General features: G+C 72.7%; 21 protein-coding genes. 12 read left to right on the forward strand and 9 right to left on the reverse strand.

Annotated features, from left to right (window positions below; genetic code table 11):
• Positions 1-8 precede the first annotated feature (8 nt).
• Positions 9-713 carry a 3-oxoacyl-ACP reductase FabG gene (fabG, locus tag ACQRWP_RS17865; protein ID WP_430496245.1) on the reverse strand — a complete coding sequence of 235 codons (705 nt, stop codon included), beginning with the start codon at positions 711-713 and terminating at the stop codon, positions 9-11.
• A gap of 155 nt (positions 714-868) precedes the next feature.
• Between fabG and ACQRWP_RS17870 the strand changes: the two genes are divergently transcribed.
• From ACQRWP_RS17870 to ACQRWP_RS17890, 5 genes are all read left to right on the forward strand, one after another.
• Complete coding sequence (locus tag ACQRWP_RS17870; protein WP_430496247.1) at positions 869-2098, forward strand: sensor histidine kinase; 1230 nt, start codon at positions 869-871, stop codon at positions 2096-2098.
• On the forward strand, positions 2095-2757 hold the full coding sequence (locus ACQRWP_RS17875) for a response regulator (protein ID WP_238682145.1): 663 nt from the start codon (positions 2095-2097) through the stop codon (positions 2755-2757). The genes ACQRWP_RS17870 and ACQRWP_RS17875 overlap by 4 nt, the downstream gene beginning before the upstream one ends.
• A 99-nt stretch (positions 2758-2856) precedes the next feature.
• Positions 2857-3762, forward strand: a complete 906-nt coding sequence (locus ACQRWP_RS17880) for an alpha/beta hydrolase (RefSeq protein ID WP_430496248.1) — start codon at positions 2857-2859, stop codon at positions 3760-3762.
• The gene (locus ACQRWP_RS17885; protein WP_430496250.1) at positions 3759-5024 is read left to right on the forward strand and encodes an acyltransferase family protein; all 1266 of its coding nucleotides are present in this window, start codon (positions 3759-3761) and stop codon (positions 5022-5024) included. The genes ACQRWP_RS17880 and ACQRWP_RS17885 overlap by 4 nt, the downstream gene beginning before the upstream one ends.
• A 62-nt stretch (positions 5025-5086) precedes the next feature.
• A complete protein-coding gene (locus ACQRWP_RS17890; RefSeq protein WP_196925116.1) occupies positions 5087-5302 on the forward strand; it encodes a hypothetical protein in 216 nt (71 codons plus the stop codon).
• Between the two features lie 90 nt (positions 5303-5392).
• Here ACQRWP_RS17890 and ACQRWP_RS17895 read toward each other — a convergent pair whose 3' ends face one another.
• The 3 genes from ACQRWP_RS17895 to ACQRWP_RS17905 are packed head-to-tail and all read right to left on the reverse strand — an operon-like array spanning position 5393 to position 8417.
• Positions 5393-6343 (reverse strand): VWA domain-containing protein, encoded by a 951-nt coding sequence (locus ACQRWP_RS17895; RefSeq protein WP_430496252.1) that lies wholly within the window; start codon positions 6341-6343, stop codon positions 5393-5395.
• Positions 6340-7341 (reverse strand): DUF58 domain-containing protein, encoded by a 1002-nt coding sequence (locus ACQRWP_RS17900; protein ID WP_112639301.1) that lies wholly within the window; start codon positions 7339-7341, stop codon positions 6340-6342. The genes ACQRWP_RS17895 and ACQRWP_RS17900 overlap by 4 nt, the downstream gene beginning before the upstream one ends.
• Positions 7320-8417, reverse strand: a complete 1098-nt coding sequence (locus ACQRWP_RS17905; protein WP_430496254.1) for an AAA family ATPase — start codon at positions 8415-8417, stop codon at positions 7320-7322. Before ACQRWP_RS17905 ends, ACQRWP_RS17900 begins: the two co-directional genes overlap by 22 nt.
• A 241-nt stretch (positions 8418-8658) precedes the next feature.
• On the opposite strand from ACQRWP_RS17905, the gene ACQRWP_RS17910 reads away from it, so the two are divergent.
• The 3 genes from ACQRWP_RS17910 (at position 8659) to ACQRWP_RS17920 (ending at position 11226) form a co-directional block, all read left to right on the forward strand.
• Positions 8659-8889, forward strand: coding sequence for a hypothetical protein (locus tag ACQRWP_RS17910; RefSeq protein WP_238682140.1), 231 nt, complete (start codon positions 8659-8661; stop codon positions 8887-8889).
• Positions 8890-9131: 242 nt separating this feature from the next.
• Positions 9132-9674: a PH domain-containing protein gene (locus ACQRWP_RS17915; RefSeq protein ID WP_430503217.1), complete on the forward strand. Its 543-nt coding sequence runs from the start codon at positions 9132-9134 to the stop codon at positions 9672-9674.
• Between the two features lie 43 nt (positions 9675-9717).
• Positions 9718-11226 (forward strand): PH domain-containing protein, encoded by a 1509-nt coding sequence (locus ACQRWP_RS17920; protein WP_430496257.1) that lies wholly within the window; start codon positions 9718-9720, stop codon positions 11224-11226.
• A gap of 139 nt (positions 11227-11365) precedes the next feature.
• Here the strand turns inward: ACQRWP_RS17920 and ACQRWP_RS17925 are convergent, their stop codons facing one another.
• Positions 11366-12454 (reverse strand): phosphatase PAP2 family protein, encoded by a 1089-nt coding sequence (locus tag ACQRWP_RS17925; protein ID WP_430496259.1) that lies wholly within the window; start codon positions 12452-12454, stop codon positions 11366-11368.
• 126 nt (positions 12455-12580) lie between these two features.
• On the opposite strand from ACQRWP_RS17925, the gene ACQRWP_RS17930 reads away from it, so the two are divergent.
• Positions 12581-12985 carry a thioesterase family protein gene (locus ACQRWP_RS17930; protein ID WP_030488289.1) on the forward strand — a complete coding sequence of 135 codons (405 nt, stop codon included), beginning with the start codon at positions 12581-12583 and terminating at the stop codon, positions 12983-12985.
• Positions 12982-13812 carry an MBL fold metallo-hydrolase gene (locus tag ACQRWP_RS17935; protein WP_430496261.1) on the forward strand — a complete coding sequence of 277 codons (831 nt, stop codon included), beginning with the start codon at positions 12982-12984 and terminating at the stop codon, positions 13810-13812. Before ACQRWP_RS17930 ends, ACQRWP_RS17935 begins: the two co-directional genes overlap by 4 nt.
• Before the next feature lie 13 nt (positions 13813-13825).
• On the opposite strand, the gene ACQRWP_RS17940 is transcribed toward ACQRWP_RS17935, so the two are convergent.
• The 3 genes from ACQRWP_RS17940 to ACQRWP_RS17950 form a co-directional block, all read right to left on the reverse strand.
• Entirely contained in the window at positions 13826-15652 is a 1827-nt protein-coding gene (locus ACQRWP_RS17940; protein ID WP_430496263.1) for an alpha-galactosidase, read from the reverse strand.
• 206 nt (positions 15653-15858) lie between these two features.
• Complete coding sequence (locus ACQRWP_RS17945) at positions 15859-16794, reverse strand: carbohydrate kinase family protein (protein ID WP_430496265.1); 936 nt, start codon at positions 16792-16794, stop codon at positions 15859-15861.
• Between the two features lie 114 nt (positions 16795-16908).
• A complete protein-coding gene (locus ACQRWP_RS17950; RefSeq protein WP_430496267.1) occupies positions 16909-18081 on the reverse strand; it encodes an XdhC family protein in 1173 nt (390 codons plus the stop codon).
• Between the two features lie 368 nt (positions 18082-18449).
• Here ACQRWP_RS17950 and ACQRWP_RS17955 point away from each other — a divergent pair, with 368 nt between their 5' ends.
• On the forward strand, positions 18450-19541 hold the full coding sequence (locus ACQRWP_RS17955) for a lytic polysaccharide monooxygenase (protein WP_430503218.1): 1092 nt from the start codon (positions 18450-18452) through the stop codon (positions 19539-19541).
• Between the two features lie 85 nt (positions 19542-19626).
• On the opposite strand, the gene asnB is transcribed toward ACQRWP_RS17955, so the two are convergent.
• Entirely contained in the window at positions 19627-21588 is a 1962-nt protein-coding gene (gene asnB, locus ACQRWP_RS17960; protein ID WP_091405235.1) for an asparagine synthase (glutamine-hydrolyzing), read from the reverse strand.
• Between the two features lie 132 nt (positions 21589-21720).
• Between asnB and ACQRWP_RS17965 the strand changes: the two genes are divergently transcribed.
• Positions 21721-23202: an aminopeptidase P family protein gene (locus ACQRWP_RS17965; RefSeq protein ID WP_430496269.1), complete on the forward strand. Its 1482-nt coding sequence runs from the start codon at positions 21721-21723 to the stop codon at positions 23200-23202.
• Positions 23203-23417: the final 215 nt, after the last annotated feature.

A 23417-nucleotide genomic window follows, 5' to 3' on the forward strand; every position in this document is an offset into this window, starting at 1 on the left:
CAAAAGGGTTAGTGGCCCATGCCGAGGCCGCCGTCGACCGGGATGACGGCGCCGGAGACGTACCCGGCGCTGTCGGAGGCCAGCCAGGTGACCACGGCGGCGACCTCGTCCGGGCTGGCCATCCGGCCGGCCGGGATGGACTTGAGGATCTCCGCCTTGCGGTCGTCGGTGAGGCCGGCGGTCATGTCGGTGTCGATGAAGCCGGGCGCCACCACGTTCGCGGTGATGTTGCGGCTGCCCAGCTCCCGGGTGATGGAGCGGGCGACGCCGACGAGGCCGGCCTTGCTGGCGGCGTAGTTGACCTGCCCGGCGCCGCCGGCGAGGCCGACCACCGAGGAGATGAAGATCATGCGGCCCCACTTGGCGCGGAGCATCTTGCCGGAGGCCCGCTTAGCGACGCGGAACGCACCGGTGAGGTTGGTGTTCACCACGTCGGTGAACTGCTCCTCGGTCATGCGCAGCAGCAGCGTGTCGGCGGTCATGCCGGCGTTGGCGACCAGCACCTCGACCGGACCCAGCTCGGCCTCGACGGCGGCGAACGCGGCGTCGATCGAGGCGGCGTCGGTGACGTCGGCGCGGACGCCGAACAGCCCGTCGGGTGCCTCGCCGCTGCGGTGGGTGACCGCCACCCGGTCGCCCTGCTTGGCGAAGGCCTGCGCGATGGCCAGGCCGATTCCCCGGTTGCCCCCGGTCACCAGCACGGTACGGGCCACTGTTCCCCCTTGCGAATGGTCAGCACGGACGCGTCGGAGCCTAGGCGTTACCGGTAGGTAAGCGCTAACGGGAGTCGCGTCACACTGGGGTACGACACCGGGATCAACCCCTGGTGGCACGCCTCGTGGCGGGGTCGGCCCGTAGCCTCCGGGTGGTGAACCGGCATCCGATCGCGGTGGCCCTCGGGGCCCTGCGGCAGACAGTGCTCGGCCCGGACGCCCGGACCGAACGGCCGTTGCTGGCCCGTTGGCCCGGACCGGCCCGCTACGCAGCGCCGGTCGGTCTGCTCGCCGCGCTCGGTCTCTTCCTGATCACGTTGACTGTGGAGAGCGACTGGGGCCTGCCACCGCCGATCGCGCTCCTGTTCGCGGCGATGACGGTGGCGCCGCTGTTGGCGCTGCCCCGGCGTCCGCTGCTGGCCTGGCGGCTGACGGTGCTGGCCCTGCTGATCTGCACGTTCAACGCCCCAGCCGACCAGGCCTGGCCGTGGACCCCGCCGCTGGCGCTCGGGTCGATCGCGGTGGTGGCGGTGGTCGTCGCACGGGTCGACCGACCGGTGCTGGCCTGGGTGGTGACGATCAGCACGGTGCCGGTGCTCACCCTGGTCCATCCCGAGAACCGGGTCCCCGTCCTGCTGATGCTCGGCGCGCTGGCGATCGTCGGCGACCTGATCCGCCGCAACCGGTTGTCCCGGCACGCGCTGGCGGCGCAGGCCGAGCTGAGCGAACGCGAGCAGGAGCGCCGCGCGGTGCTGGAGGAACGCACCCGGATCGCCCGGGAGCTGCACGACGTGGTGGCCCACCACATGTCGCTGATCGCGGTGCAGGCGGAGACCGCCCCGTACCGGCTGACGGACGTGCCGGCCCCGGCAGCCGCGGAGTTCGTCGCCATCGCCGCGTCGGCCCGGGACGCGCTCACCGACATGCGGCGGCTGTTGGGGGTGCTGCGCAGCGAGACGAGCGGGCCGCAGACCACGCCGCAACCGGACCTGACCGACCTGGGCGCGATGGTCGACGCGGCACGCCGGGCCGGGCTGCCGGTGACCCTGGACGCCGAGCCGGTGGACGACGACCGGGTGCCCGCGCCGGTCGGGCTGGCCGCGTACCGCATCGTCCAGGAGGGCCTGGCCAACGCGGCCCGCCACGCGGCCGGCGCCGCGGTGCGGGTCACCGTCCGCGCCGGCCGGTCCGGTCTGGGGGTACGCGTCGAGAACTCCCCGGCCGACGTCCGACCGACCGCCGACGGCGGCTCCGGGCACGGGCTGACCGGCATGCGGGAGCGGGCCACCTCGCTGGGCGGTACGTTCACCGCCGGGCCGCTGCCCGACGGGGGTTACGCGGTGGCGGCCGAGTTGCCGTACGACGCGGAGGGCGGGGACCGATGATCCGGGTGCTGATCGCCGACGACCAGGCGATGGTCCGGCAGGGTTTCGGCGCGCTGCTCGCCGCCCAACCGGATCTGCTGGTGGTCGGGGACGCCGCCGACGGCGCGCAGGCAGTGGCCGCCGCCCGCCACCTCGACCCGGACGTGGTGCTGATGGACGTGCGGATGCCGGTCATGGACGGGCTGGAGGCCACCCGCAAGCTGCTCGGTGACCGGTCGACGCAGCGACCCCGGGTGCTCATCCTCACCACCTTCGACCTGGACGACTACGTGTACGAGGCGCTGCGCGCCGGGGCCAGCGGGTTCCTGCTCAAGGACGCCCCGGCGGCCGATCTGGTGCAGGCGGTGCGGGTGGTGGCGGCCGGGGACGCGCTGCTCGCCCCGGGGGTCACCCGCCGGTTGATCGCCGAGTTCGCGAACCGTCCGGACCGCCGCCGCCCGCGCCCCACCGACCTGGCGGGGCTCACTCCGCGTGAGACCGAGGTGCTGCGGTTGATCGCCCGGGGCCGCAACAACGCGGAGATCGCGGGTGACCTGGTGGTGGCCGAGCAGACCGTGAAGACGCACGTCGGGCGGATCCTGGCCAAGCTGGGCCTGCGCGACCGGGCCCAGGCCGTGGTGCTGGCGTACGAGACGGGTCTGGTGGCCGCCGGCGAGTAGCCCCGTGGAGCCAGCCCGGGAACGGCTCTGCGGGACGACGACCGGGCCCCGCCCCTGGGCGCACTCTCCCTCCGGACGACATTCCGGAGGGAGAACGTGATGCGACGACGAGGTGCCAGCCGGGTGGCGATGGCCGCGCTGCTCGGCGTGAACCTGGTTCTGCCGAGCCGACCCGAGCCGGCCACGGCGGCGGGGTTCGTCGAGGCGTACCCCGTGATGGCGGCGGCGATGCGCGCGGCCGGCCCCCCGTACGCGGACTGGGCGGCCGACGGACGCCGGTTCCTGCTGTTCGACGAGCGCGGTGACGGTCGCGCGGTCGAGGTGCTCGGCGACCTCGCCGACGCGGACCGGATCGTCGTGCTGGTGCCGGGGGTCGGCAGCACGCTCGCCGACTTCGACCGGGGGTTGGGCGGGGTGGCACGGCGGGCGCCGGCGGTGCAGGCCGGGCAGCTCTACCGGGAGCTGCGGGCGACCGACCCGGCGGCGCGGGTCGCGGTGCTGGCCTGGCTCGGCTACGACCCGCCCGACGGGGTGTTGACCGCCGCAGGCGGCGTCAGCGCCCGGCGCGGCGCGGCCGGGCTGGCCACGCTGCTGCGGGAGCTGGCCGGGCGGCGTCCGGCGGCGACGATCACGCTGGTCGGGCACAGCTACGGGGCGCTGGTGGTGTCGCTGGCGGCGGCGGACGCCCCTACCCAGGTCACCGACGTGGTCAGCCTCGGCGGCGTCGGCGCCGGGGTGCAGCGCGCCGACGACCTGCCCGGCGGGCGGCGGTTCTGGGCGGCCGAGGCGTCGACCGACTGGATCCGTCGGGTACCGCAGGTGCGGCTACCCGGCCTGGGCTTCGGCCGGCGACCCGGCGATCCGGCGTTCGGCGCCCGACCCCTGCCGGTGGGCGGGGTGGCGGGGCACGACGGTTATCTCGCGTCGGGCAGCGCCGCGCTGGTCGCGGTGGCGTCGGTCGTGCTGGGCGGCGTCGACGTCGACCGGATCGGGGACGCCCGGTGAGCCGGGACCGCGCCGTCGACGCGTTGCGGGCGTACGCCATGGGCGGGGTGGTGCTGGGGCACTGGCTGGTCACCGGGTTGGTGTTGACCGGCGACGGCGGGCTGCACCAGGCGAGTCCGTTGACCGCCCTGCCCGACCTGGCCCCGATGACCTGGGTGTTGCAGACGCTCGGGTTGTTCTTCTTCACCGCCGGGTTCGGCTCGACCCGGTCGCTGGCCCGTTACCCGGGCAGCCCGGGCGGTTGGCTGGCCGGTCGGCTGCGGCGGCTGCTGTTGCCCACTGTGGCGCTGCTCGGCGTGGGGGCCGCCGTGCTGCTCGCCGCCACCGTCGTCGGCACCTCGGACGACACACTCGCCGTCGCGCTGCGCCTCGCGGTCAGCCCGCTGTGGTTCCTGCTACCGCTGGTGATCCTGGTCGCGGTGACCGGCCCGCTGCGCGTCGCCGTACGCCGGTGGGGGGTGGCGCGCTGCGCGGCGCCGGCGGTGGCCGTGGTGGCCGCGGTCGACCTGGCTGTCCGGCTGCTGCCGGCCGGCACCGACCTGCCCCCGGTCACCGTGCTGGCGGCCTGGTCGGTGCCGTACCTGCTGGGCGTGGCGCACGCCGACGGGCGTCTGGACGGCCGGCGGGCGGGCGGCACGTTGGCGGCCGGTGGGGCGATCGCGCTGGCGGCGCTGCTGGCATTGGGCTACCCGGTGAGCGCGGTCGGCGTGCCCGGGGCCGGGGTGTCCAACCTGAATCCGCCGTCGCTGCTGGTCGTGGCGCTGGCGGTGACCCAGGTCGGGTTGGGGCTGCTCGCCCGGCCGGCACTGCACCGGCTGCTGACCCGGCCGCTGCCGGGCCGGGCGGTGACCGAGGTGAACCGGTCCGCGGTCCGGATCTACCTGTGGCACCAGCCGGTACTGGTGGCGGTGACCGCGCTCACCGCACGCGGCGGGCTGGCCCTGCCCGGTCTGCACACCGCCCCGAACGGCCCGGGGTGGGTGCTGGCGCGCTGCTGCTGGCTGCCGCTGCTCGCCGTGGTGCTGGTCACTGTCGTGCGGGTGGGTCAGCCGAGGTCGTTTCGGCGAGGCGTACACGCTGGTGGCGGAGGGCGTCGCCGACCGGGCGGTGGAGGGGTCGCCGGCCGGTCGGCCGAGTGCGTTCCGTCGGTACCGCGGGTGTACGATCATCGACGTTCCGGCCCGCCCGACTTGCAGGAGGTGATCGCTGTGCGAGATAGCGATCCTCCCAGTCGTGGCCGGGCCGATGGTCAGTCCCGCTGAGCCACGACTCAGTCTGGTGAGCTGACCCCGCTCCGCTCCCCACCACGTCGGCAGCCGCCGAGGTGAGTGTGCCGCGCCGCCCGATCCCGGGCGGTCGCCGGGAGCCGCCCGGTCACGACTTCGTGTGCGCGTCCCCACCCCCTGCGGTCCGCCCCCGCACGCGGACCGTCCAGCCGCCACCCGGAGCCGTCATGAGCCGCTACGTCGCCCCGCTGGGCTTCACCCTCGCCGCCGTCTGGGTGGCCATCGTCTTCGTGCTCGCCGGCGGCGGTCACTGACCGCTCCGGACCGGCGGTGTCGCTGACCGCTGGCCGGCGCTGCCTCGTGCTGGTGCCGGCGGCGGTCGTCGACCGCCGCCGGCGCACCGTTCACAGCATCCGGGACGACCAGAGCAGACTGAACGCGCCCGCGCAGAGCGCCAGCAGCAACGCCACCCCGGCGTACCACTGGGTCACCTCACGCGGCTCGGTGCGGAACCCGATCGAGCTGCCCATGTCCTGATAGACCTGCTTCAGCTCGCTCACCGAGGCCGCCTCGTAGAAGTAACCCTCGGTGGTCTCGGCCAGCTCCGCGAGGGCCAACCGGTCCACCGGCACCCGCTGTAACTGCCCGCCGATGTCGACCTGGCCGGTGTCGGTGCCGAAGGCGATGGTGGAGACCGGAACGTTGGCCGCCTGCGCGGCGGCCGCCGCCTCCTCCACCGCCCTACCCGAGGTCCGGAAACCGTCGGAGAGCAGCACGATCCGTGCCGGCGGAATGCCCGCCGCACCGTCGGCCGGCACCGACCGGATCGCCTCCAGGCAGGTGAACACCGCCTCACCGGTCGCGGTCGCCTCGGCCAGCACCAGCCCGTCGATGGCGCTGGTCACCGCGTCCCGGTCCTTGCCCGGCGGCACCAGCACGTTGGCCGCCTTGGCGAACGACACAAGGCCCAGGTTGTAGCTCTCCGGCAGCTCACCGACGAACTGCTTGGCCGCCTCCTGGGCCGCCTCCAGCCGGTTCGGCGCCACGTCGTCGGCCTGCATCGACAACGACACGTCGATGGCGAGCATCACGGTGGCCCGCTCCAGCGGCTCCTTGGTGTCCACCGCGGGACGGGCCAGCGCGGTGGCCAGCACCAGCAGGCAGAGCAGGAACGCGGTCGCCGGGACGTGCCGACGCCAGCCCAGCCCCTTCGGCGCGACAGTACGCAGCAGGTCCACATTGGTGAACCGCATCGCGTACGCCCGGCGGTGCAGCTGCCGCCAGACGTAGAACGCGGCGAGGGCGAAGACCGGCAGCACAGCCAGCAGCCACCACGGTTGCAGAAAACGGATCATCGTGTCGTCCCCCGGGTACGCGCGTGCCGCTGCGCGGCCACGAATCGCACCATGTCCAGCAGCCAGTCTCGGTCGGTACGCAGACGCAGGTGGGCCGCGCCGGCGCCGCGCAGGGCGGCGGCGATCGTCGCCCGTTGGGCGGCGGCGGCCTCGGCGTAGCGCTGCCGCAGCCGCGGGTCGGCGGTCTGCACCTCGTGCAGCTCGCCGCTCTCCGGGTCGACCACCGGCAACACGCCCACGTCGGGCAGCTCCAGCTCACGCGGGTCGACCACCTCGATCGCCAGCACGTCGTGGCGGACGCGCAGCTTGCGCATCGGCCGCGCCCACTGCTCGGCCGGAGCGAGGAAGTCCGAGACCACCACTGCCACCCCGCGACGGCGGGGCGGACGGTTGAGCATCTCGATCAGGGCGCCCAGATCGCCACGGCCGGGTTGGATGGCGGTGCCGGCGACCGCACGCAGCAGGCCCTGCGCCTCCTTGCGGCCGGAGCGGGCCGGCAGTCGGGTGAGCACCCCGGGCCCGGACGGCGGTGGTCCGCCCCGCCAGCGTCGGGCCGGCGCGGACGCCCCGCCACCGGTGCCGATCACGGCGCCGATCCGGTTACCTCCGCGCACGGTCAGGTGGGTGATGGCGGCCGCGGCGGCCACCACGACCTCCCGTTTGAGCCACTGCCCGGTCCCGAAGTCCAGGCTGGCGGAGAGGTCCAGCGCGAGCCAGGTCTCCAGCTCCCGGTCGGCGACCGTACGCCGCACGTGCGGTGTGGTGGTCCGGGCCGTGACCGGCCAGTCCATCCGGCGCACGTCATCGCCGGGGCGGTACTCCCGGGACTCACCCGCCTCACTGCCCGGTCCGGGCAGCAGGCCGGCGTAGTCACCCTGGAGCAGACCGTCGAGCTTGCGGGTGACGAGCAGCTGAAGCCGGGACAGCACGGCCTCGCTACGGTCGGCGAGGGGGGCCGGACGAGGGGTGGGTGAGGTCACGGGCGCTGCCCGGGCCAGCCAGCGCCCGGCGGCGGCGCGATCGACGGCGGGGTGGCCTGCTGCCGGGGAGCGACCGCCGGGAGCGGGATCGTCGACATCACCCGCTGCACGATGTGGTCGGCGGGCACGTCGTCGGCGAGCGCGTCGTAGCTGAGCACCAACCGGTGCCGCAGGATGTCCGGCGCGATGTCCTGCACGTCCTGCGGCAGCGCGTAGTCACGCCCGCGCAGCAGCGCCAGGGCGCGGGTGGCCCGGACCAGACCCAGCGAGGCGCGCGGGCTGGCCCCGTACTGGATCAGTTGCGCGACGTCGGGCATGCCGTGCTCGGCCGGGGCGCGGGTGGCCAGCACCAACCGGACCGCGTAGTCGACCAGGGCGTTGTGGACGAAGACCTGGTCCGCCTTGCGTTGCAGGGCGATCAGCTCCGGGGTGTCGAACACCGCGGTGGGCTCGGGAGCGGTCACGCCCATCCGGTAGACGATCTCCCGTTCCTCCGCGTCGGTCGGATAGCCCACCACGATCTTCATGAGGAACCGGTCCCGCTGCGCCTCCGGCAGCGGGTAGACGCCCTCCTGCTCGATCGGGTTCTGGGTGGCCATCACCAGGAACGGGTCCGGCACCCGGTGGCTCTCCCCACCGATGGACACCTGCCGCTCGCTCATCACCTCCAGCAGCGCGGACTGCACCTTCGCCGGCGCCCGGTTGATCTCGTCGGCGAGCAGGAAGTTGACGAAGACCGGGCCCAGCTCGACGTCGAACTTCTCGCTCGACTGCCGGTAGATCCGGGTGCCCATGATGTCGGCCGGCACCAGATCCGGGGTGAACTGGACCCGGGCGAAGGACCCACCGACGACCTTGGCGAGGGTCTCCACCGCCAGGGTCTTGGCCACCCCGGGCACCCCTTCGAGCAGGCAGTGACCGCGCGCGAGCAGCGCCACGAACATCCGCTCCACCATGCGGTCCTGCCCGACGATCACACGTTTGATCTCGAACAGGCCCTTCTCCAGCAGGGAGGCGTCCTGCGCCGGCGTGGTCACCGGTGCAGGTGCCGCTCCGTTCGGCGTCGGGGCGTCGGGCATGGTCGGCTGGGCCACCGGTCCTCCACAGCGTTTGTCGGTCGTCGCGGCTCGTGCGGTATCAAGACTCGCACGCCTTGCTGAGTGTCGAGGTGGGGAGAAGCCGATTTTGACCGCGCCGTCCCCAGCGGCCGAATCGCACATCGCGGGTATGCGCGGACCGGCCCGCCGCGTGTACGATTCACCCCGTCGCCGGGCGGCTCCCCCCGTGGTCGCCCGGCGCTCAACCTCTCCGTCCCGCCGCCCTAGACTGGCCGGGATGAGCATCCCCTCCCCCGCCGACGAGGCCCTGGTCTGTTCGGCCCGGGGTTGCCGGTCCGCCGCCGTCTGGGCGCTGGAGTGGAACAATCCCCGTCTGCACGACGCCGATCGGCGCAAGACCTGGTTGGCCTGCGCCCAGCACCGGGGCAGCCTCGGCGACTTCCTCGACGCTCGAGGCTTCCTGCGTGCCGTCACTCCGGTGCCCGGATCGCCTACGCTCGACCTGTGAGCGGCGACCCTCCGGCTTCCCCCGGCCCCACCTCCCCGTCCTGGCCGCCCACCCCGGCCACCGCACCACCCGGCGTCGATCCGCCGCCTGGCGCGTTCCCGGCGCCCGGCACGCTCGGCCCGGAGCCCACCGCGCCGGACGTCTCCACGCCCGCACCGCTGCCACCGGGCGCGCTGCCGCCCGGTCACCGGCCGGCACCCGCCGCCGACCAGCGCGCGCCCGACCTGCCGTCGCCGGGCCTCCTGCCGCCCGAGCCCGACGCGCCCGGCGCGCTGCTGACGGCCGCGCCGGGTGGCCGGGGTCCGCTGGAGCCCTGGCCGGACACTGTCAACTGGCAGCCGATCTCCACCGACCTGATCTGGGTGGAGCTGATCCGCCTGGCGATCGTGGTCGCCATCGGGCTGGCGGTGACCGGGGTCGGCTGGGCGTTCAGCGGGCACTGGTTGTTCGGGCTCGCTGTGGCCGTCGTGGTGGTGCTCGGCGCGTGGCGGGCCGTCGCGATCGTCCGCGCGGTCCGGGCCTGGGGGTACGCCGAGCGGGAGAACGACCTGCTGGTCCGGCACGGGTTGCTGGTGCGCCGGCTCTCCATCGTGCCGTACTCGCGGATGCAGTTCGTCGACGTGAGCGCCGGCCCGTTGGAACGCGCCTTCGACCTGGCCACCGTGCAGTTGCACACGGCGGCGGCGGCGAGCGACGCCCGGGTGCCCGGGCTGCGCCCGGCGGAGGCGTCCCGGCTGCGCGATCGACTCACCGCGCTCGGCGAGGACCGGGCGGAGGGGCTGTGAGCACCCGCGCGGGCAGCCGCCGACCGCACCGAGAGCCGCTCCGATGAGCGACGGGCCCGCCGAGCCGAGCACCGTGCCACCCACCGGCCCGACGCCACCGGGGCCGATGCTGCCCGCCGGTGCGCCAACTACTGGCGCGGCACCGTCCGGGCCGGTGCCGACCAGCGCGGCACCGGTGCCGCCGGGGGCGCCCGCGCCGTGGCCGGCGGCACCGGGCGGCGGCGAGGGCGAGCCCCGACAACGACTGCACCCGCTCAGCCCGGTGCTGCACGGCGCCAAGTCCCTGGTCGTGGTGATCGCCGGGCTGTCCTGGTCGACGCTGTCCCGGGTGGGCTTCGGCTGGTTCGCCGCCATGGTGGCGGTGCTGGCGCTCGGCGCGACAGTGCTGTCGGTGATCAGCTGGTACAACACCGGCTACCACGTCGTCGGTCGGGAACTACGGGTGTACGAGGGGCTGCTCTGGCGGCGTACCCGGGCCATCCCGTTGGAACGGTTGCAGGCCGTGGAGGTGGTCCGGCCGCTGCTCGCCCAGCTCACCGGCCTGGCCGAGCTGCGGCTGGAAGTGGTCGGCGGAGGCAAGACCGAGGCGCCACTGGCGTACCTCGGGGTGGCCGACGCGGCCCTGCTGCGCGAGCGTCTGCTGGCGCTGGCCGGGCGGGTGGCGCAGCAGCCCGCGCCCGGCGACGCGGCGGCCCCGGTGGCCCCGGGTGCGACGGCGCCACCGGCGGCCGTGCCGGGCCGGCCACTGCACGCGGTACGCAACCAGAACCTGCTGATCAGCCAACTGCTCACCCCGCAGGCGTTCCTGCTCCCGTTCGGTGTGGCCTTCGTCGTGGTGCAGTTCCTCACCGCCGGTTCGTGGTCGTTCGTCACGGTGGCGAGCACCCTGACCGCGATGGCGGGTGTGCTGCTGCAACCGATCCGCCGGGTCCTCGACGACTGGAACTTCCGGCTGGCCCGCGACGGCGGCACGCTGCGGGTGCACAACGGCCTGCTGGAGACGCGGGCGCAGACCGTGCCGCTGGAGCGGGTGCAGACAGTGCGGGCCACCTGGCCGCTGCTGTGGCGGATGAAGGGCTGGCTGCGGCTGCGGCTGGAGGTGGCCGGGTACTCCGTCGCGGAGGCCGACGACCGCAACCGGCCGGACCGGCTGCTGCCGGTCGGCGACCTGCCGACGGCGACGATGATCGTCGCCGAGGTGCTTCCCGGGGTACGCCTCGACGCGCTCAACCTGAGCCCGCCACCGCGCCGGACACGTTGGCTGCACCCGCTGGGCCGTGCCGCGTTCGGCGCGGGGCTGTTCGAGCGGGTGTTCGCCACCCGGTCCGGGCGGCTCACCCGGCAGTTGGTGATCGTGCCGTACGCCCGGATCCAGAGCGTGCGAGTGGTGCAGGGGCCCATTCAGCGCCGCCTCGGGTTGGCCACCGTGCACGCGGACACCGCGGGTGGCTCCGGCGCCACCGCCCAGGACCGCGACCTGGCGGAGGCCTGGGCCCTGGCAGCCGACCTGACCACAAGAGCCCACCAGGCCCGCACCCAACCCCAACCCTGACCCCCACCCCTCCCTGCCTCCCCGCTCCTCCCTGCGTTGATCATGAAGTTGTGGCCCCGACACGCCGTGCGGGAGGGCGATAACCTCATGATCACCGGGCCGGGACCCGAGGGCCGGACCCCGAGGGGCCGGGGTGGGGTTAGTGGTCGGCGGGGACTGCGGGGTGGGTGGTCGTGGTGTCTGGGCCGCGTGGCGTGGGGGGCTCGGGTTGGCCGGGCGGGGGGTCGGTGGGATCGGTGGGCTGCTCCGTGGGCCGTGCCGCCTTGGCGCTCGGGTGGCGGGCCCGCCAGGCCGCCCAGCCGCGCTCCGCCAGACCGACCGCCACGAAGGTCAACCCCACGTACGCCCAGCCGACCAGCACGTCGATCACGTAGTGCTCACCCGAGTAGACCAGGGTGAAGGTCATTGCCAGCGGGTACGCGAGCAGCAGCGGCCACCAGCGACGACGGGTGGCGGTCAGGAAGAACAGCACCACGAACAACGCCCACGCGGTGTGCAGCGACGGCATCGCGGCGACCGGGTTGGACGCGATCTGGCCGGCGTTGAGGACGTTGCCGGCACCGTGCATGCCGAACGCCTTCCAACCCCGGGTGGAGATCCGGGCGACCTCGGTGAGCAGGCCGTTCTGCGCCGCCCACCAGGGCGGGGCGGCCGGGTAGATGAAGTAGGTGACCAGGCCGGCCGCGCAGAGGAAACCCCAGCGCCGCATGTACGCGGCCCAGCGGTGCCGGTCGCGCAGCCAGAGCACCGCGGCGGCGGTCAGCGCCACCACGAAGTGGGAGAAGTACACCCAGCTCGCCGCGACGTCCCACCAGTGCACCTGCGGGTGGTAGAAGTGCTGCTGCAACCAGACGGTGGGCACCTCACCGCCGGTGGCCCAGCCGAACATGAACCGGTCGGCGACGATCAACTCCATCGCGTGCGGCGTCGCCCCGTTGTCAGCGAACCCGCGCGAGAGGTTGTAGATCACGAACAGCAGCACCACCGGGACCCAGTCCCGGGCGAAGCGCAGGTGGCTACGCCACGGCCGTTCGCTGTTCCAGGCGATGGTCGCCAGCCAGATCCAGACGAAGGCGTACGCCGGGTCGGTGGGCAGCCCGATGGCCAGCCACGCGGCGACGAAGGCGACCGCCCAGACGGTCATGGCGACGACGCGCCGACGACCCCCGTCCGGGGACGCGGGCGGGTCGGTCCGGGCGGGGGGCTGGGGGTCAGTCACGACGGCCATCGGGGTCAAGGTTAACGACGGCGACGGCATCGACCGACGGGGACCACCCGTTGGTCGTTGGGGTGGCTGCGCCCGGATCGTCGGGCGCGTGCTCGACGCGTCCAGCGAGCACCTAGGCTGACGACCATGCAGGAGCAGCCCGAGCCGGCCTTCGCGCCGGGCCTGACCGCCCAGGTCGAGTTGACCGTCACCGACGCGGACACCGCCCAGGCGGTCGGTTCCGGGGACGTACCGGTGCTGGGCACTCCCCGGGTGCTGGCGCTGGCCGAGGCCGCCACCGTCGCGGCGACGGCGACCGGGATGCCGCCCGGTTCGACGACAGTGGGCACCCGGGTCGAGTTGGAGCACCTGGCGCCGACGGTGGTCGGCCGGACGGTCCGCGCGCAGGCGCTGCTGGCGACCGTCGACGGTCGCCGACTGTCGTTCGAGGTCACGGTCAGCGACGGCGACCAGACGGTGGCCCGGGGCCGGGTGGACCGGATCCTGGTCGACCGGGGACGCTTCGTCGAGCGGGCCGGGCGAGCGTCGTGAACGCCGCTTTCGTCGAGGTCGCCGACCGGGTGCACGTGCTGGCCGAACCGCTGCTGCGGGTCAACGTCACACTGGTCGTCGGCGACGACGAGGCGCTACTGGTGGACACGCTCTCCTCGGCCGCCCAGGCCACCGAGCTGGCCGCAGCCGTCCGGGCGGTCACCGACCGCCCGTTGACGCTGGTCAACACCCACCACCACTACGACCACTGCTTCGGCAACGCCGTCCTGGCCGGCGACCCACCCCGCCCGGTGTACGCGCACGAACTGGCGGCCACCGCCCTGCGCGAGGAGCCGGAGCGGCTGCGCCGGGAGGCGTACGAGGAGTTGCGCACCGAGCACCCGGCGCTCGCCGCCGAGCTGGCCGACACCCCGCTGCTCGCCCCCACGCACACCGTGCACGTCGGGACGGTCCTCGACCTGGGCGGCCGGCGGGTGCTGCTGCGCCACCCGGGGCGGGGGCACACCGAGGCCGACCTGGCGGTGCACGTGCCGGACGCCGACGTGCTGGTGGCCGGCGACCTGGTGGAGCAGAGCGGCCCGCCCGCCTTCGAGGACTCGTACCCCTTGCAGTGGCCGGATGCGGTCGCGGACCTGCTGCGGCTGACCACCGCGCGCACGGTGGTCATCCCGGGCCACGGCGACCCGGTGGACGTCGACTTCGTCCGGGCCCAGCACGCGGAGCTGGCGAAGCTGGCCTGGCTGATCCGTGCCGCGCACACCGGCAGCGCCCCGCCGGAGCGGGTGGCCGCCGAGGCCCCGTTCGGGGCCCGCCCGGCCCTGGTCGCCGCCCACCGCGGCTACCTGGAACTGACCGGCACGGCCTGACCCACCAGCGCAGCTACACCTGGGTACGCCGCCACTGCTGGTGGGTGCCGGTGCCACACGTCCACTGGGCCAGGCGGGCACCGTCGGTGGTGGCGGCGTTGAGCACCTCCAGGCACTTGCCGCTGTGCCGGGCGACGAGCTGCACGTAACCCGAGCCGAGATCCTGTACGCGCCACTGCTGGTTGGTGCCGCCGTTGCAGCTCCACTGGATCACGCGGACCCCGTCGGCGGTCGCGGTCGCACCGCCGAACACGTCGAGGCACTTGCCGCTGTGCACGCTGACCACCGTCTGGTAACCCCCACCCGCGTCCTGGAAGCGCCACCGCTGGTTGGGCTGACCGTTCGCAGCCCACTGCACCATCTCGGCACCGTCGGTGGTCGCGTTGTTGTAGACGTCCAGCAGCTTGCCGCTGTGTCGCGCGGTGAGGGTGTACGTGGTCGGCACCGGCACTGTGGTGTCCGGGGCCAGCCGGTACAGCCCGGCCCCGTGGGCCGGGAGCGACCGGGTGAGAGTGCCGGTCACCGTGCCGAGGGCCGCGCCGGACCACAGGTCGGTCACGGCGGCCGACCCGATCCCGAGGTCGGCGAGGTTCACCGACACCTGCGCCGCGCTGCTGTCCCGGTTGAACAGGGCGACGTACCGATCGTTGCTGCCCGGCACGTCGGCGGTCCACACCTGCCGGCTGCCGCCGTAGAGCTGACGGTTGTTCGCGCTGTTCTGGTTGACTCCCAGGACCGCGGCGTTGGTCATCAACGCCAGCTCCGCGGCGCGGTTCTCGATCAGGTTGCCGCCCCACATCAGCGGCGCCCGGTTGATCGCCCACAGTGACATCAGGGTGCGCTGCTCGTCAGGCGTCAGGTTGGAGTATCGCGGCGAGCCGACCGGCCCGTACTTGGAGAGCCGGCCGATCGGAATCATGTCGGCGTCGGGCCAGGCGCCGGTGGCGCGGTACGGGGTCCAGTTGCGCAGTTGGTCGAAGAGCGCGTCCACCGACGACCAGTTGTCCCACAGGTCGTTGACGATCCGCCACATGTGCGCGTTGGCCTGGACGTGTGCGCCGCTGGCCAGCGAAGTGGGGCCGGGTGACAGGCTCAGCACCATCGGGCGGCCGCTGCGCTGGATGGCCAGTCGGTACCCCTCGACCTCCGACTGCCGGTACGTCGGGGCGGCGATGTCGTCCACCTTCACGTAGTCGACCCCCCAGGAAGCCAGCAACTGGAACATCGAGTCCAGGTAGGTCTGGGCACAGGGGTTGGACATGTTCAGGCCCCACATCAGGTTGAGCCAGGCCGCGGTGGTGGTGTTGTTGATCTGGTTGGCGCGGCAGGTGGTGCCGAGGATCGGGACGTTGTCGGCGACTGCCTGGCGGGGAATGCCGCGCATCAGGTGGACGCCGAACTTCAGCCCCTTCGCGTGGACGTAGTCGGCGAGCGGCTTGAACCCGTTCTCACCGGCGGCGGAGGGGAACCGGGTGGTGTCCGGCAGCAGCCGCCCGTTGGCGTCCATCCGGAGCCGGGGTTGCAGGTTCGCGTCCTGGTTGGGGCTGTTGTTGTGCCGACCGGGGTAGTACCAGGCCCAGTCGATCACCACGTACTCCCAGCCGAACTGCCGCAGGTTGGTGCCCATGTAGTCGGCATTGGCCCGGACGTCGGCCTCGGTGACGCTCCAGTTGAACGAGTCGTAGCTGTTCCACCCCATCGGCGGGGTGTCGGCCACCCCGTTGTCCCACGCGGCTGCCCGCTCCGGCGGGTCGGCGACGACCATCGCGGCGGCCACGAGCAGCATGACCAGCAGGGCCGCGACGCGGCGGAACGCCAGAGGTACCAGAACCACCCGCATCAGAGCCTCCCGACGACGCTCACGTTTCCATCGTGCATCGTCGATGTTAACGCTCACAAATCTCGAGGTCAACGCACACTCCCCTGCCCCACCCCTGCCGCGATCTTGCGCTTTGCGCGGGGGCAAAGGTGAGCAAAGCGGACCAACCGTCGACCGAAAGCGCAAGATCGGCGCAGGCGGGGGCGGGGCGCGGGGCGCGGGTGGGGTTAGGTGTTGAAGCGGTTTTGGACTGCGGCGCGGGTGGGCATGGCGGTGGCGCCGCCCGGGGATTCGCAGACCAGGCCGGCCACCCGCAGCGCGAAGGCGACGCGGTCGGCCCAGCCCGACGGGCCCGCCGGCTCGCCGTCGCGCAGCAGGTCGGCGATCAGCGCGGCCATCACCGAGTCACCCGCACCGGTGGCGTCGATCGCGTTGACCTTGGGGGCCGGCACCCGGACCGGGTCGGCGTCGGCGGCGGCCAGCACCGCGCCGGCCGCGCCGAGCGTCACCACCACAGTGGCCGCCCCCAACTCACGCAGGTACGCCGCCACCCCCTCGACCGGCTCACCGGGATAGAGCAGCACCGCGTCGGCGGCGCTCAGCTTGACCAGGTGCGCGCCGGCGGCGAACTCGGCCACCACCTCGCGCAACCCTTCCAGCGCGGCCGGCCCGTTCAGCAGCCGGGGGCGTACGTTCGGGTCGAAGACCCGCAGGCCGGCGGCGAGCGACCAGGCACGACGGGCGGCGGCCAGCGTGTCGGGTCGCAGCAGCACGATCGAGCCGCAGTAGAGCACGTCGGCGCCCTCCAGCAGCGCCAGGTCCAGGTCGTCGGGGCCGAGCAGCCCGTAGGAGGCCGGCTCGCCGTAGAAACGGAAGTCCGGCTCCGGCCCGGCGTAGGTGACCACCGCGAGCGTGGTCGGCGCCGGGACCGTGATCGCACCGGCCACCCCGACGTCGGCAGCGGTGAGGAAGGCACGGATCCGGCCGCCCAGCGCGTCGTCACCGAGCGAGCCGACGAACTGTGCCGCACCGCCGAGTCGGGCCACCCCGACTGCGACGTTGAGCGGCCCGCCACCGATGGCCTGCCGATAGACCCGCTCCCCGTCGATATCACTGTCGAGCAGGTCGACGAGCGCTTCGCCGAGCACCACCGCGTATCCCATGCCGATCCTCTCGTCGTCGCCACCGGCCGCCGCTCGCCGAGCCGATCTCCGTGGCACCAGGCTGGCACAGCGCGCGGCCCGATGGGCGCCGAAGGCCACGCACCAACGTGCGCGCTACCCCGGCTGGTGGATCGGCCCGTCGAGTACCGCGAGGGGGCGGCCGGTGCCGCCCCACCGGGCCGCGACGATCTGCGCGGCCACACTCACCGCGGTCTCCTCCGGGGTACGACCACCGAGGTCCAACCCGATCGGGGAGGCGAGCCGGGCCAGCTGAGGCGGGCTGAGCCCCGCCTCGCTCAACAGCTTGTGTCGCTCGTCGTGGGTGCGTCGTGAGCCCATCGCGCCGACGTACGCCAGCGGGTGGCGTAGCGCCAGCTCCAGCAACGGCACGTCGAACTTCGGGTCGTGGGTGAGCACGCACACCACCGTCCGCTCGTCGAGCCGATCGGCCGCCAACTCGGTACGCAGGTAGCGGTGCGGCCACTGCACCACCACCTCGTCCGCCTCGGGAAAGCGCCGCGCGGTGGCGAAGACCGGCCGGGCGTCGCAGACGGTGACCCGGTAGCCGAGGAACGCGCCGATCCGGGCCACCGCGGCGGCGAAGTCGATCGCCCCGAAGACGATCATGCGGGGCGGGGTGGCGTACACGGTCACGAAGAGGCTGATGCCGCCGCCTCGACGCTGCCCGTGGTACCCGTACCGGAGCATTCCGCTGCGCCCGGCGGCGAGCAGCCCGAGGGCGTCGGCGCGGGCGGCGTCGTCGAGCCGGTCGTCGCCGAGCGAGCCGACGGACCGCTGGCCGGTCAGCACCAGACGCCGGCCGAGCCGCCGGGCCGGGTCGATCGGCCCGGTGCCCGGAGGAGTGCCGGCGTCGGCGGGCGGGTCGTTGGCGTCGGCGGCCACGCAGGTGACGATCGCCGCCGGGTGGCCGCTGCGGCGGGCGGCGGCGACCGCTTCCAGCGCCGGCAGGGTGCCCGCGTCGACCCGCTCCACGAACACGTCGAGGATGCCGCCGCAGGTCAGACCCACGGTGTACGCGTCGTCGTCGCTGATCCCGTAGCGACACAGCTCGGGTCGGCCGGTGTCGAGCACACGGCGGGCCCGATCGTAGAGATCCGCCTCGACGCAGCCGCCGGAGACGCTGCCGATGACGGTGCCGTCGGTCGCGACCACCATGGCGGCACCGGGCGGCTGCGGGGCGGAGTGCCAGGTGGCCACCACGGTTGCCAGCGCGACCGGCTCGCCGTCGCGGCACCGACGGTGCACCTCGTCGAACACGTCCGGCACCGGCGGCCGCCTCTCCGTTCCCGCTCCCCGTACGCAGGATATGGCGTTCAACGGCGACCGGCGGGTCTTCTCATGCATCGAGGAAGGCCTATTGCGTTCGGACCCTGCGGCGTGGTGGGATGACGCGTACCGGGCGGTGCGAGGGCTGCGGCGCCGCCGGTTGCCGGGTTGGTTAGACGCGAGGGCACCGGTCCAGGACAGGACCGTCGACGGCGCACGTCCACTGGCTGTTTTCCGCCGGGGCACGTCGCCGTGATCGTCGCACCGCTCACGACAGCGGGGCGATCACGCCACATCCCACCCGATTGCGGCGGGGCGGCTCAGCCAGCGCCCCTCGCGAGTCAGGAGAACCCGTGAACCGTTCCCGTATGGCCGCATTGCTCACCGCGACCATGACCCTCGCGCTGGGCGCTGTCGCCCTGGCGTCCAATCCTCAGCCGGCCGCCGCGCACGGCGCGGCGATGACGCCGGGCAGCCGCACCTACCTGTGCTGGCAGGACGGCCGCAGCCAGACCGGTGAGATCAGGCCGAACAACCCCGCGTGCTCCGCCGCCGTGGCGCAGAGCGGGGCGAACTCGCTGTACAACTGGTTCAGCGTGCTGCGCTCCGACGCTGGCGGCCGGACCACCGGCTTCATCCCGGACGGGCAACTGTGCAGCGGCGGCAACACCGGTTTCCGCGGCTACGACCTGCCCCGCACCGACTGGCCGCTGACCCACCTGACCGCCGGGGCGCGGTTGGACTTCAAGTACAGCAACTGGGCGCACCACCCGGGCACGTTCTACTTCTACGTGACGAAGAACAGCTGGAGCCCGACCCGGGCCCTGGCCTGGAGTGACCTGGAGGAGCCGTTCCTGACGGTGACCAACCCGCCGCAGCGCGGGTCGGTCGGCAGCAACGACGGGCACTACTACTTCAGCGGCAACCTGCCGTCGGGTAAGAGTGGCCGGCACATCATCTACTCCCGCTGGGTCCGCTCGGACTCGCAGGAGAACTTCTTCGGCTGCTCAGACGTGACCTTCGACGGCGGCAGCGGCCAGGTCACCGGCGTGGGTCCGGGCGGTACGCCGACCGACCCGACCGACCCGCCGACCGACCCGACCGACCCGCCGACCGACCCGACTGACCCGCCGACGACCACCCCACCGCCGGCCGGCGGTGACTGCATGGCCGTCTACAAGGTGAGCAGCGCCTGGCAGGGCGGCTTCCAGGGCGAGGTCACGATCATGAACCACGGCAGTACGCCGTTCTCCGGTTGGACCGCGAGCTGGACCTGGCCCAACGGGCAGTCGATCAGTCAGATCTGGGGTGCCACCCAGACATCGTCCGGCTCAACGGTGACGGCGACGAACGTCGCCTACAACGGCACTGTCGCACCGGAAGGCACCACAACGTTCGGCTTCCTGGCCAGCTCCACAGGAACCAACGGGCTCCCCACAGTCACCTGCGCTCGCCGCTAACCACCACCTGAAATGATCAAGAGGTTTGCGTCACCGGAAACGCTCCGGATGACGCAAACCTCTTGATCGACAGGGCGGGGCGGGGTCAGCGGACCATGGAGCCGACCACCGGCTTCGTGAGCAGGGCGGACTGGTTGCGCTGGATACCCGGGTCGAGGGTCTTGGCCACGAAGATCGCGTGCCAGATGCAGAAGATCAGCACCGTCCACACCTTGCGGGAGTGGTCGGCCTCCTCCCGCTTGTGCTCGTCGAGCAGCCGCAGCGCGTACGACAGGTCGAGCAGGTCGCCCGCGCCCGAGGTGCTGAGCACGTGCCGGGCCCACTCGTACATCTCGCCGCGCAGCCAGACCCGGGTGGGGGTCGGGAAGCCCAGCTTCTTGCGGTTGACGATGGCCGGCGGCACGACACCCTGCAACGCCTGACGCATCGCGTACTTGGTGGCGTCGGAGCGCGGCGGCAGCTTCAGGTCGACCGGGATCTTCGCCGCGACGTCGAAGACCTCACGGTCGAGGAACGGCACCCGCACCTCCAGCGAGTGCGACATCGAGATCCGGTCGGCCTTGACCAGGATGTCGCCGCGCAGCCAGGTGTAGAGGTCGACGTACTGCATCTTGGTGACGTCGTCGAGCTCCGTGCACTCGGCGTAGATCGGGGCGGTGACGTCCGTGTAGCGCACCGAGGGGTCGTAGCGGCGCATCAGGTGCTGCTTCTCCTCCTCGGTGAACATCCGGGCGTTGCCGTAGTAGCGCTCCTCGATCGGGGTGGTGCCGCGCTCCAGGAAGCTCTTGCCCTTGACCCCCTGCGGGATCGCCTTGGAGACCGCGCGCAGCCCCTTCTGCACCCCGCCGGGCAGGCCGTTGACGGTGCCCAGTGAGAGCGGCTCCCGGTAGATCGTGTAACCGCCGAAGAACTCGTCCGCGCCCTCACCGGAGAGCACCACAGTGACGTGCTCGGCGGCCTTCTTGGCCACGAAGTAGAGCGGCACCAGCGCCGGGTCGGCGACCGGGTCGTCCAGGTGCCAGACGATCTTCGGCAGCGCGTCGATCATGTCCTGCGGACCGATCTTGGTGGGGATCGTGGTGACGTCGAGGTGCCGGGCCGAATCCTGGGCGACGTCGATCTCCGAGTAACCCGGCACGTCGTAGCCGACGGTGAAGGTCAGGATGTTCGGGTTGAACTCCCGCGCCAGCGCCACCACCGCGGTGGAGTCGATGCCACTGGACAGGAACGAGCCGACCGGCACGTCGGAGCGCATGTGCATGCGCACGCTCTCCCGCAGCGTCTCGCGGATCTCGTGGTAGAGCTTCTGCTCGTCGTCGACCGGCGCCGGCCGGAACACCGGCCGGTACCACCGACGTACGTCGATCCGGCCGCCCGGGGTCCAGTTCAGGTACTCCCCGGAGCCGATCCGGCTGATGCCCTTGTGCAGGGTGCCGGGCTCGGGAACGTACTGCAAGGTCAGGTAGTGGCTCAGGTTGGCCGTGTCGACGCCCGCGTCGCCCTGGTAGTTGCTGTGCGCGAACGGCAGCAGCGCCTTCTTCTCCGAGGCCAGGTAGAGGCCGTCGGCGGTCTCCAGGTAGTGCATCGGCTTGATGCCGAAGTAGTCGCGGGCACCGAAGGCCCGGCGCTCCTGCCGGTCCCAGATGACGAAGGCGAACATGCCCCGCAGCCGGGTGAGAACCTGCTCACCCCAGAAGTGGTAGCCCGCGACGATCACCTCGCCGTCACCGGCGGTCGCGAACTGGGCGCCGAAGTTTCTGATCAGCTCCTCGCGCAGTTCGATGTAGTTGTAGATCTCGCCGTTGAAGGTCAGCAGGTAACGGCCGTTCGCGTAGGGCAGTGGCTCGTGGCTCGACGCGACGTCGATGATGGCCAGCCGCTTGTGGGCGAACACGCCGTCCGCGTACCGGCCGGAGGCGTCCCCGACCACCTCGACCCCGGTCTCGTCGGGGCCGCGGTGGTGCAGGCATTCCAACGCTCCGGCGATGTGGTCGCGATGCGCTGCGGCGTTGCCGTTCGCGCTGAAGAAGGCCAGAAGTCCGCACATGGTGGCCATCTTTCCACGCGCGCTGTCGGGCCTCGCAGCCGTCCGTCGATCCACCCGACTCCCAGGGGGCGTTACCGCCAACCGGACGCGCGGTACCGTCGGGACCAGCAACGAAGCGGAGGGAGCGGCGCAATGACCGAGGGACAGACCGACGGTACGCCGACGGACGGTACGGAATCGCACGATCCGGACTTCCCGGAGGCGTTCCTGTCCTTCATGCGGCAGGGCTGGAGCGACACGGCGCTCCCCGTGACGCCCCGCCCGGAGACGCCCAACTACGCCAAGCGACGGGCGGCCCTCTCGGCGGCCTTCCCCGGCGAGACGCTGGTGATCCCCACCGGCACCGAGAAGGTCCGGGCCAACGACACCGACTACCCGTTCCGGCCGGGCAGCGACTTCGCCTACCTGACCGGCGACCACGACGCCGACAGCGTGCTGGTGCTGCGTCCGAACGGCTCGGGGCACGACGCGACGCTGTACATGCGGCCCCGGTCCTCCCGGGAGACCGACGAGTTCTTCCGCAGCCGCAACGGCGAGCTGTGGGTGGGCCGGCGGCACACCCTCGGCGAGAAGTCGACCGAGCTGGGCCTGCCCACCGCCGACCTGACCGGCCTGGAGGCGACGCTCGCCGACCTGTCTCCGGGGCGTACCCGGGTGTTGCGCGGTTTCGACGCCCAGGTGGACGCGGCCGTCCGCCCCTACGCCGGGCCCCGCGCCGATGGCCAGCCGGCCCGGGACCGGGAGCTGGCCATCGCCATCTCGGAGATGAAGCTGGTCAAGGACGAGTGGGAGATCGGCCAACTCCAGGACGCGATCGACGCCACCGTACGCGGCTTCGAGGACGTGGCCCGGATCCTGCCAGCCGACCGGGCGGTCTCCGAGCGGCTGCTGGAGGGCGTCTTCGCGCTGCGGGCCCGCCACGACGGCAACGACGTCGGGTACAGCTCGATCGTCGGTGCCGGCGAGCACGCCACGATCCTGCACTGGGTTCACAACCACGGCGCCACCCGACCGGGTGACCTGCTGCTGATGGACATGGGTGTCGAGGGCCACAACCTCTACACCGCCGACGTCACCCGGGTCCTGCCGGTGAGCGGCCGGTTCACCGCGCTGCAACGCCAGGTCTACGACATCGTGTACGCCTCGCAGCAGGCCGGCATCGAGGCCATCCGCCCCGGGGTTAAGTTCAAGGACGTCCACCTGACCTGCATGCGGGTCCTCGCCGAAGGGTTGGCCGAGCTGGGCCTGCTGCCGGTGAGCGTGGACGAGGCGATGGACGAGAAGTCGACCGTCTACCGGCGGTGGACGCTGCACGGCTTCGGCCACATGCTCGGCATCGACGTGCACGACTGCTCCAACGCCCGCAAGGAGACGTACCGCGACGGCGCGCTGGGCGAGGGCTACGTGCTCACCGTCGAGCCCGGCCTGTACTTCCAGCCGGAGGACGAGCTGGTCCCCGCCGAGCTGCGCGGTGTGGGCATTCGGATCGAGGACGACGTGCTGGTCACCTCGACCGGCGCGGTCAACCTGTCGGCCGGGCTGCCCCGCACCTCCGACGAGGTGGAGACCTGGCTGGCCGAGCAGCGCGAAGCCGGCCCTCGCCTGCCCAGCTAAGCCCGCCTGCCCCGCTGGGGCTGGCGGACCACTCCCCCGCCCCTGACCCGCCGGCCCTTTCGAGGGCCGGCGGCCAGGGGCCCCGGCCGTGATCCACTCGATTTCCGTGAAGTCGCGCTCTCCCCGCCGCCCGGAAACCGCGCTTTCAAGAAAGCCGAGTGGATCACGCCTTGAGGGCGGGCAACGTTCAGTATCCGCACACCCCACGCCCACGG

Origin of the sequence: Micromonospora trifolii, from assembly GCF_050516465.1 — a bacterium.
GTDB lineage: Bacteria > Actinomycetota > Actinomycetes > Mycobacteriales > Micromonosporaceae > Micromonospora > Micromonospora trifolii.

Bases quoted from the DNA above. Each gene is read 5' to 3' on its own strand.
- ACQRWP_RS17895 (WP_430496252.1), bottom strand. From the start codon at position 6,343: ATGATCCGTTTTCTGCAACCGTGGTGGCTGCTGGCTGTGCTGCCGGTC.
- ACQRWP_RS17925 (WP_430496259.1), bottom strand. From the start codon at position 12,454: ATGGCCGTCGTGACTGACCCCCAGCCCCCCGCCCGGACCGACCCGCCC.
- ACQRWP_RS17940 (WP_430496263.1), bottom strand. From the start codon at position 15,652: ATGCGGGTGGTTCTGGTACCTCTGGCGTTCCGCCGCGTCGCGGCCCTG.
- ACQRWP_RS17880 (WP_430496248.1), top strand. From the start codon at position 2,857: ATGCGACGACGAGGTGCCAGCCGGGTGGCGATGGCCGCGCTGCTCGGC.
- ACQRWP_RS17945 (WP_430496265.1), bottom strand. From the start codon at position 16,794: ATGGGATACGCGGTGGTGCTCGGCGAAGCGCTCGTCGACCTGCTCGAC.
- ACQRWP_RS17965 (WP_430496269.1), top strand. From the start codon at position 21,721: ATGACCGAGGGACAGACCGACGGTACGCCGACGGACGGTACGGAATCG.
- ACQRWP_RS17920 (WP_430496257.1), top strand. From the start codon at position 9,718: ATGAGCGACGGGCCCGCCGAGCCGAGCACCGTGCCACCCACCGGCCCG.
- ACQRWP_RS17910 (WP_238682140.1), top strand. From the start codon at position 8,659: ATGAGCATCCCCTCCCCCGCCGACGAGGCCCTGGTCTGTTCGGCCCGG.
- ACQRWP_RS17875 (WP_238682145.1), top strand. From the start codon at position 2,095: ATGATCCGGGTGCTGATCGCCGACGACCAGGCGATGGTCCGGCAGGGT.
- asnB (WP_091405235.1), bottom strand. From the start codon at position 21,588: ATGTGCGGACTTCTGGCCTTCTTCAGCGCGAACGGCAACGCCGCAGCG.
- ACQRWP_RS17955 (WP_430503218.1), top strand. From the start codon at position 18,450: ATGGCCGCATTGCTCACCGCGACCATGACCCTCGCGCTGGGCGCTGTC.
- ACQRWP_RS17930 (WP_030488289.1), top strand. From the start codon at position 12,581: ATGCAGGAGCAGCCCGAGCCGGCCTTCGCGCCGGGCCTGACCGCCCAG.